Annotated in this window: 6 protein-coding genes and 4 tRNA genes; all 10 read left to right on the forward strand. The window is 54.0% G+C overall.

The window, feature by feature from the left end; all coding sequences use genetic code 11:
- Window positions 1–649: 649 nt before the first annotated feature.
- A complete protein-coding gene (locus AACY82_RS17595; RefSeq protein ID WP_339618166.1) occupies window positions 650–1,420 on the forward strand; it encodes a DUF1080 domain-containing protein in 771 nt (256 codons plus the stop codon).
- A gap of 69 nt (window positions 1,421–1,489) precedes the next feature.
- The gene (locus AACY82_RS17600) at window positions 1,490–4,831 is read left to right on the forward strand and encodes a family 16 glycoside hydrolase (protein ID WP_339618167.1); all 3,342 of its coding nucleotides are present in this window, start codon (window positions 1,490–1,492) and stop codon (window positions 4,829–4,831) included.
- Window positions 4,832–4,924: 93 nt separating this feature from the next.
- Window positions 4,925–6,064: an alanine racemase gene (alr, locus tag AACY82_RS17605; protein WP_339618168.1), complete on the forward strand. Its 1,140-nt coding sequence runs from the start codon at window positions 4,925–4,927 to the stop codon at window positions 6,062–6,064.
- Window positions 6,064–7,050, forward strand: coding sequence for a bifunctional biotin--[acetyl-CoA-carboxylase] ligase/biotin operon repressor BirA (gene birA, locus AACY82_RS17610; RefSeq protein ID WP_339618169.1), 987 nt, complete (start codon window positions 6,064–6,066; stop codon window positions 7,048–7,050). Before alr ends, birA begins: the two co-directional genes overlap by 1 nt.
- On the forward strand, window positions 7,047–7,769 hold the full coding sequence (locus AACY82_RS17615; protein WP_339618170.1) for a type III pantothenate kinase: 723 nt from the start codon (window positions 7,047–7,049) through the stop codon (window positions 7,767–7,769). The genes birA and AACY82_RS17615 overlap by 4 nt, the downstream gene beginning before the upstream one ends.
- Window positions 7,770–7,821: 52 nt before the next feature.
- Complete coding sequence (locus AACY82_RS17620; protein ID WP_339618171.1) at window positions 7,822–8,541, forward strand: SPOR domain-containing protein; 720 nt, start codon at window positions 7,822–7,824, stop codon at window positions 8,539–8,541.
- Window positions 8,542–8,590: 49 nt separating this feature from the next.
- Window positions 8,591–8,666, forward strand: a tRNA-Thr gene (locus AACY82_RS17625).
- A 94-nt stretch (window positions 8,667–8,760) separates the two neighbouring features.
- Window positions 8,761–8,844, forward strand: a tRNA-Tyr gene (locus AACY82_RS17630).
- A 93-nt stretch (window positions 8,845–8,937) separates the two neighbouring features.
- Window positions 8,938–9,011, forward strand: a tRNA-Gly gene (locus AACY82_RS17635).
- A 16-nt stretch (window positions 9,012–9,027) separates the two neighbouring features.
- Window positions 9,028–9,103 (forward strand) — tRNA-Thr (locus AACY82_RS17640).
- The last annotated feature ends 161 nt before the right edge of the window (window positions 9,104–9,264 follow it).

The following is a 9,264-nucleotide window of genomic DNA, read 5'->3' on the forward strand; positions in this document are numbered from 1 at the left end:
CCGATGGTAGTGTGGGGATTCCCCATGTGAGAGTAGGTCATCGTCAAGCTTCTAATCTAAACGCCCTGTAGGTAACCCTGCAGGGCGTTTTTCTTTATGGGGTATTATTCACGCTTGCCGATGGCCTACGGTCATAGTGATGAGCGCCTTCCGTGGCGCTCTCGACAACGGCTCCTGCGTTGTCCTACCACCCCACATTCGAGTAATTCGCACGCGCCCATGGCATTATTGAATCCCTTTGGCTCAAATGGCTCAACCTCAAAGTACTCGTGCTTTCTGATAAAAATGCCGGGCTGAATAAACTCTTATCAAGAGTCTCAAGCGTTTGTTTGCTGGTCACTTATGGGTGCTACAGGCTTGAAAGTCAGTATCTCATCTTCTATTTGCTTCGTATTTGATTGCTAAAGTCCCTTTACTTGCTTGTGCAAACAATCGTAAAAACACGTGATTGTTTGAAATTTATATTTATTAATTGATCTGTAACCGGTTACAATTTGCAGGTTCGAGCCTTTACGATTCTATATATAAAAAGTGTTGAGTATATGATGTTTGTGCGCGCTAATACGAGTATCTCTAAATGCTTTGCTGGACGAGGCTAACTATACTTAGCTCGCCTGTAATTCTATTAATAACGACAAAGGACAATGCCATGAAGTTCTCGATCAAACCCTGTTTACGTTTATCTGCGGTTTGTTTGACCGCGTTAACCGCATGCGCAGCCGTTTCTGCGGAGAAGGAGCCGTGGCAACAAGCTGAGGCGACAGAAGTTTGGAAGCCGGTGCCGGCTAAGGTTTCGGTGAGCGCCGCTGGTGTGCCATCCGATGCCACCGTCCTTTTTGACGGTGCTGATCTGGATGCCTGGGAGTCAGCGAATGACGATTCATCCGCCCCCTGGGTTATTAAAGGAGATGTGTTGGTGACTAATCCTAAAAGTGGCGATATTCGCACCAAGCAGGATTTTTGCGATGTGCAGCTACACATCGAGTGGCAGTCGCCAGCCGAAAAAGATATGGAAGGGCTCGAGGGCCAAGGTCGAGGTAACAGCGGCGTATTTTTTCAAGAACGTTATGAAATCCAGGTATTGGACTCGTTTGGCGGTGATACTTACGTCAATGGCCAGGCCGGCTCGGTTTATAAACAGCATATACCGTTAGTGAATGCAACTAAAAGCCTAAACGATTGGAACGTGTACGATATTATTTATATGGCTCCTGAGTTTAATGATGCCGGTAAATTGCTTGAACCAGCCTACGTTACGGTATTGCATAACGGTGTTTTGGTGCAAAACCACGTAGAGATTAAAGGACCTACGGCCTGGATTGGCCACCCGCCTTATGAGGCTCACGGCTGTGCGCCATTACGCTTACAAGATCACGGTAATCCCGCTAAGTTTCGCAATATTTGGGTGAGGCCGCTGTAACGATCGGCGAATATTCACATGCCCGTTCAGCGCGGCAGCTTAACTCATAAAAGAATACGAGAGCCCAGCATGAAGATAATTACATCAGCCATCGCTTTGTTTTGTTTGGTGGCATCTGCAGGCGCGTCGGCGGCTGCAAGTGACAGTGAATTCTTCCGGTACTTGGAAGATAACGATAGTTGGAGTCGAGGCGCCGGCGTTGAGGCAAATGGTTCGCAATTAACCCTGATCGAAGAAGGTGATGGGCAAGCCGTTGTTAATGCTACCGACTCTCCAGCTAACTTGTTAACTAATGTTCACCTGGGTGACTCAGTGGTGAGTCTTACCTATATGGTAAACGCCAGCGCGAACGCCAGTGTGTATTTGCAAGGTCGCTACGCCATTAAATTAACCGCCAATGGGGCCGCTGGAGAGCTTGGAAGTGAGAGTGCTGGGGCTGTTAGTGGGCGCTGGGATAACGACGCGGAAAAGCTGGTTGATGGCGTCTTGCCGCTCGAATCGGTCGCGGTGTCTCCCACTGAGTGGCATACCTTGACAGCTAGGTTTCGGGCACCCCGTTACGACGAGGCGTCAAACAAAGTGGACAATGCTTTGCTATTGGAAGTTGCGATCGACGGTAAGGTTGTGCAGCGTAACACCATTCTGCCTAACTTTAGTGTCGGTTCGGTCGATCCTTGGGAGACTACCAGTGGGCCAACGATGATTCATGTCGAAAGCGGTACGCTGGCTATTCGCGGTATGAGTACGCGACCTGCCGATTTTGCCAACTTAATATTGCCCGAGAAAAGTGGTGAGGCAACCAATGAGGCGGAGCTTGTTGACTTTGTCGCCTTGGGTAAAAAAGGCTTTCAATCGCTGGGCTGTAAAGAATGCCACGCCGTTGACCTTGACGATACCTCTATGAAAACTGGCCCGAATCTTTTTGGCCTGTTTAAAAAGACGCCGCGAGACCGGGAAATCATTGAGGCGGGGGAGAACCACCGCTTTATGATTAAGGCCGACGAGAGTTATTTGCACCGCAGTGTGCGCACGCCGGCGGCGGAGCTGGCTGTGCATGAGGGCGGTGATAAAAATGGCGAGTCTTTTATGCCTATTATGCCTCCGTATCGTCAGCAAACCTTAGCCGATAAACAGCTCGACGCAATCGGTTATTATTTAAAAACGTTAAACAGTGCGTGGGAGCAAGGTGCAGCGGTTAAGTTGGTCGACGCTGGCGGCCCGGTAAAATATGACCCGCTTACGGATGACTTACAGCTCTTAGTGGATGATACCGTGCGCATTCAGCGTGGGCCGATGGCAGGTATGTCGGCGCGCGCTATTCATGTGGGACAACCTAACGCTATCAATTACAGTTTTGATCCACGCGTGCTGGGCATTGTTAAACTCTGGCAAGGTGGCTTTCTGGACGCCTCGGGAGAGTTACGCAATCGTGGTGGTGACGGCTTAAAAACCGGATTCGAGACGCGTGCTATTAGCTTGGGTGATTCAGGTTTGCTCTTTGCGCCGCTCAATAGTGACGGGAATTTAATCGATTTTTCGTTTAAAGATGCTGTTTGGCACGATACCGAAACCATTAAAAAGTCGCTCTGGTCCGATGCGGATCACCTTGATAATGTCGCCGCTGTGAACGCACAGTTTTTAGGTTACCAGCGTCCATCGACAAGTCCGACGGCCGCTCCTAGCTTTCGCTATCGGGTCGGGCAAAATACGCTGAGTGTGACCACGGCGCTTGCGGCCAATGGCGACGCTAATATTTCGGTCGCAGGAAAGTTAAAGCAGCCGCAGTCGTTCCGCATTAACCCTCAGATTTTGACGCACGCTAGGGTATCGGTAGGCGCTATTGATAATGGCGTCTGGACTTTGCCTGCGGGTGCCACTGATGCCGAACTTACTGCCAAGGTGTTGGTTGCTGATACGGCCTGGAAGCCCGAGCCATCCTCTTTTGATTATCGCCAACAGGCGCTGCGTACAGTTGATGCTGTGGCCGAGTTACCCGCAGGTTACAGCATAGAAAATTACCTTCCTCCGCAAGATAATTATGGGCGAGACCAGCTTTTTGAGGCGCTCGGCTTAGCCGTCGCTAAAGATGGTACCGTTGTTGTGGCGACGCGCACTGCCGGAGTTTGGCGCCTTAAAGACGGTCAGTGGCAGTTATTTGCCGAAGGTTTGTTTGATAGCCTGGGCGTACAAATCGAAGATGAGCACGGCCTGCAAGTAGTGGTGGGGCAAAAAGCCGAATTGACCCGTATTACCGATACTGATGGCGATGGTATGGGTGATTCATTCACCACCTTGTTTGATGCGCACAGTTACCACGGCAACTATCACACTTATATGCACGGCCCTGCGCGCGATACGGACGGTGCCTATTATATCAACCTTAATTTAGCCCACGCCGATGAGGCCGTTTATAAAGCGGGCGGCAACTTTATGGGTAGTCAGGGCGGCTTGAGTGGTTGGTCGGTTCGCGTTAAGCCCGATGGCGAGTTCGATTTATTTGCCAGCGGTTTGCGCAGTCCGGCGGGTCTTGCGACCGGGCCTGAAGGCAAGCTTTGGTATACCGATAACCAAGGTGAATTTGTCGGCACCTCTAAGTTGTTTGTGCTTGAGAAAGGTAAGTTCTACGGTCACCCTTCATCTTTGGTGGATTTACCCGGCATGAAGCCTGACTCGCCTGAGATTCAATGGGATAAGGTTGCAGATACTCGCGAAGACGCGGTTGTTTTGCTGCCGCACAATATTGTGGCCAACGCCCCGGGGCACCCTGTGTGGGATACCACTAACGGTAAGTTTGGCCCTTTTGCTGGCCAAATGCTGGTGGGCGATCAAACCCAGTCCAACTTGTTGCGTATTACCACCGAGCAGGTCGGTGAGCATCGTCAGGGGGCTGTTATGCCTTTTATGTCGGGCTTGGCGTCGGGCGTGATGCGCGGAGTGTTTTTGCCCGACAATAGCTTGCTGGTTGGTCAGACAGGCCGTGGCTGGCAGGCTAAGGGTGGGCACGTGGCCGCGCTGCAGCACATTCGTTGGGATGGCAAAACGACCCCGGTTGCTATCGATACAGTAGCGGCCACAAAAGATGGCTTTGAGGTGCGTTTGACGCAGAAGCTCAACAAACGTGATGTGGATACCTTATCGCAAGCGTTGGCGGTTAACTCGTGGGTGTACCGCGATGCCCCCGACTATGGCTCCCCCGAGCTAGACAAGCGCGATGAGTCATTCACTGTGTCGCCGGCCGCCGATGGTTTATCGTTTACCGTCGCTCTGGACAATACTGAGCAAAATGTTGTTCATCCGCAGCAAACGGCTCGGGTTTATCATATAGCGTTAAACCCAGCGGGCTTGTTTGACGCTGCATCAACAGCGCCGATGCACGCTTATTACACGCTGTATGAGTTTGCCAATCACTAAGCGTTAACTCACGTCCGCAAGGATGCGGGCGGTAGCGCTGGATTTTAGCGGTTAGTTTTGTAACTATGCGCGTTTGGCCTTGCCGACGTGCCCATGAACGAAAATACCGGAATACTGACCATTAATGTCGCCGCTGTCGCCGCCAATTGGCGAGCGATTGCGGCCCATGCGCACCCCTCTATTACCTCCGCTGTTATCAAGGCCGACGCCTATGGTCTGGGTGCGGCTCAGATTGGCCCCGAACTCTATCGCTCGGGTTGCCGGCACTTCTTTTTTGCGACCCTCACCGAGGCGGTCAGCGTGCGCCCTTTATTGGGTGATGATGCTCACTGCTATTTGCTTGGCGGTGTCCCGGTGGGGGGCGAAGCGGACGCTGTTCGGCATCGGCTGGTGCCAGTGTTGTCCTCCCTGAGTGCCGTTGAGCGCTGGCTCCGTTGGCGGGTGGAGTCGGGCTTGAGTGCAACTGCTGCGCCGGCGGCGCTGAAATTTGATACCGGAATGACACGCTTAGGGCTGGCGGCGGGTGAGCTCGAGCAATTGCTGGCCGATGAGGCGCGCTGGCTGGCGTTGTCACCGGTTTTGTTAATGAGCCACTTGGCTGTCGCGGACGATACTTCTAACCCGCAAAATAAACGACAGCGCGATGCGTTTTTTGCCTTGGGTGGGCGCGCCAAGCAGTTGCAGCCAGGCCTTTTGTTGAGTCTCGCCAACTCTTGCGGTATTTATCTGGGGCGAGATTATCATGCCGATTTAGTGCGCCCCGGCGCCGCCTTGTATGGCTTTAACCCTTCACCCGAAAGTGCATCGCCGGTGTCTGGCGTGGTTCGTTTGACGCTGCCTGTTATCGCGCTGCGGACGCTAACTGAGTCGGCCTCAGTGGGTTATGGCGCGGAGTATGGTGGCCGTAAAGGTCAGGTTCTCGCGGTTGTTGCGGGCGGCTATGCCGACGGGCTGCATCGAGTTCTGGGGCCTGATGGCTACGGTTTGTGCCGTGGAGTAAAAGTGCCGGTTGTGGGGCGGGTGTCAATGGACAGTGCAGTGTTTGATGTGACGGCGGCATTGGCCGGTGGGTCTGCCTGGGTCGATGGGGAGCGGTTAACGATTGAGGTAATTAACCCGGATGTTTTGACGTTGGATGTTTTGACCGCTCGAAATCAGGCGCTTGGCTACGAGGTGCTGACCAGTTTGCGGGCGGGGCGCTATCGTCGTATTTATCAGGCGGAGGCTGTTTAGTGCAGCAGGATCAATTGCAGAATTTATTGGCGCTGTTGGCCGACGGTGACTATCACTCCGGCAGTGAGCTGGGTGAATTGTTGGGGGTCAGTCGAACGGCGGTTTGGAAGCATTTGCAAAAACTCGCAGAGCTAGGGGTGGAGTTGGACTCTAGTCGAGGTCGCGGCTATCGCTTGCCGGGCGGCTTAGAGCTGCTGAGCGCTGAGTCGATAAACGCTCGTCTAGCAAAGGGAGGGCCGCCTTTGACGCTCGAGGTGTTGCCTTTGGTTGACTCAACGAACTCGCGCTTAATGGCGGCGGCCGATCGGCTGCCTGTGGGGGCTGTGTGTATTGCCGAGCAGCAAAGTGCCGGTCGCGGACGACGTGGGCGTACATGGGTTAGCCCCTTTGCGCGCAATTTGTACTTCTCGGTGCTGTGGCGCTTTGATGGTGGCGCGGCGGAACTTGAAGGTTTGAGTTTGGCGGTGGGTGTCTGCATTGCAGATGCGCTCGAATCGCTTGGCCTTAGCGGTGTCACACTCAAATGGCCAAACGATGTTTTGGCGGACAATAAAAAGCTCGCTGGCATTTTGTTGGAGATGAGCGGCGATCCGGCTGGCGCCTGTCACTTGGTAGTTGGTGTTGGTATTAATGTAGAGATGTCGCAGGCCTCGGCCGCTGAAATCGATCAGCCGTGGGTTGATGTTGCATCATTGGCGCAGCGTCAGGGGTTGGCGCAAATATCCCGTAATGAGTTATGCGCCTGCGTGCTGACAAAGCTGGCGGCCCTGCTGAGCCAATACTCTGCGCAAGGCTTTGCCCATTGGCGAGAGCGCTGGATGGCGCGAGCGGCTTTTTTAGGCGAGCCTGTGAAGCTTCTCACGGCGACTCAAGAAACCCATGGAACGTTCATTGGGGTGGATAATAGTGGCGCGCTGCGGTTGGCGAGCGCCACAGGTGAGCAGCTGATTTATGGTGGCGAGGTGTCTTTGAGATCTAGCTCATGATTTTACAGGTTGATATAGGCAACTCTCGGATTAAATGGCGCTTGCGTCGTCAGGGTCGTACTCTTGAGTCAGGAGTTGGCAATCATGGCGACTATCAATGGCTGCAAGGGCTTGCGCTACAGCAGGTATGGGTAAGCTCGGTAGTCGCGCTGGAGTCTGAGTCGTTGCAGGCGGCGCTTGCGGCTTACGGCTTGCCTCGGGCTCGGTTTGCGAGTGCGCAGGCGAGTGCGGGCGGCGTGGTGAATGGCTACCAAGTGCCTGCCACCCTTGGGGTCGATCGTTGGCTGGCCCTGTTGGGCGCGCGTCAGTTGTCTGTGGGGCCTGCTGTGGTGGTCGATGCGGGTACGGCGTTAACCGTTGATTTGTTGGGCGCTGATGGTCGTCATAGGGGCGGTTATATTGCCCCGGGCCTAACACTTATGCAGCAGTCTTTGGCTCTCAAGTCGCAAGCGTTAGCGGTGAATTTTGAGCGGCGTGGTCGGGTGGCGCCCGGCGATAGCAGTGCCACGGCGATAGAGGCCGCCCTCGTTGCAATGGGGCGCGGCTTGATAGAGACCGGACGGTTGTCCTTGTCGGAATACTGTCCGGCAGATCCGGTTTTGCTGTTGTTTACCGGCGGCGACGGCGACTTTTGGCAGCGTGTTTTGGCTGAGGGCTCTAGTGAGCCTGAGTTATTGTTTATTGGTTTGGAGCGCTATTTCACCCAAGGTCAGGGTTAGCGAGCGGCTGCGGTGTGGTGGTCAAATTAAAGGAATAGGCGACGAGGTTGTCATGAGGTTGATTTTTTTTGCGCTATTGGCTGTAAACGTCGCTGTATTTATTTTGCAGTTGACGGTTTGGCGGCCGCCGGTTGCCGATGCACCGACCGCGCGCCAGGTGGCTACCGGCGCCGCTCGCTTGCAGTTGCTGACTGAGGCCGCGGTGGGCAGCGTCGAGCCGGCGCGGCTGAGTGGGCGTCGAGGGGGCTCGGGTGGCCCGGCAGCGCCGGCTTCTGGTCGAGTGGCTGAGCAGGGCGCTCTGTGCGACATGGTTGGGCCGTTTCCGGCGCTGTTGCAGGCCGAATACCTTGTGGAGCATCTGCAGGCGCTTGAGGTGGCCGCGCGGGTGCGGGAGTTGGACGTCCCCGAGGGGGTCGGCTATTGGGTGTATTTGGCGCCGGAAGCGAGCCGTAAGGAGGCGCTCGCACGTCTGCATGAGGTTCAGGCTAAGCAGATTGACAGTTATATGATTCCTCGCGGCGAGCTTGCCAACGGCATTTCTTTTGGCATGTTTACCCGGCAAGAGTTGGCGGAGGCCCGTTTGCAGGAAATGCGCGAGCTTGGTTACGCCGCGGAAGTGAAAGAAATCACCCGAACCCATAAAGAGATTTGGGTGGTGCTGGATGCCAATCAAGGTCAAAAAATAGCCGAGAAAGCCTGGGTTGAGTTGCTGGAGTCAGAAAATGGCATCGAGAAACAACAAAAATACTGTCAAGGTGTTGCGTCGACGTAAAAGTTTCTCTAGAATCCCGCCTCCACGTTGAGACGTGCTTAGAGAAAATGCTGGCGTAGCTCAGTTGGTAGAGCAGCTGACTTGTAATCAGCCGGTCGGGGGTTCGACTCCTCTCGCCAGCTCCATTTTCTCTGATGTTATTGCTGTAAGCAGGTGAATTTCTTAGGAAAACCGGTTGACAGTAGTAGGCCAGAGCCGGACAATGCCGGCTTGTTTTTGGCAGGGGTTCCCGAGTGGCCAAAGGGATCAGACTGTAAATCTGACGCGCAAGCTTCGGTGGTTCGAATCCACCCCCCTGCACCATTTTATTGCCGCTTAGTGCGGTGGCGACATAAGTCGTCGCGGCTAGTAGGCTCTTTTGCTTTTTGCAGGAGTGCTACGCGGAGCAAGAAGTCAGCGGGCATAGTTCAGTGGTAGAACGTCAGCCTTCCAAGCTGAATATGCGGGTTCGATTCCCGCTGCCCGCTCCAGTTGCTATGGTTTAAAGCTCTTGTAGCTCAGTTGGTAGAGCACACCCTTGGTAAGGGTGAGGTCAGCAGTTCAAATCTGCTCAAGAGCTCCATTTTCTGGCTGCGAAAGAAGTGCTTTCGCGGCTGTTTTTGTGTGTAAATAAACGGCTTGTTTGATGGCTAGTTGAGGAGGCGCTCGCAATGGCGAAGGAAAAGTTCGAACGTAATAAACCCCACGTCAATGTGGGCACCATCGGTCACGTTGACCACGGCA

The sequence above is a fragment of the uncultured Gilvimarinus sp. genome (genome assembly GCF_963972205.1).
Taxonomy (GTDB): domain Bacteria; phylum Pseudomonadota; class Gammaproteobacteria; order Pseudomonadales; family Cellvibrionaceae; genus Gilvimarinus; species Gilvimarinus japonicus.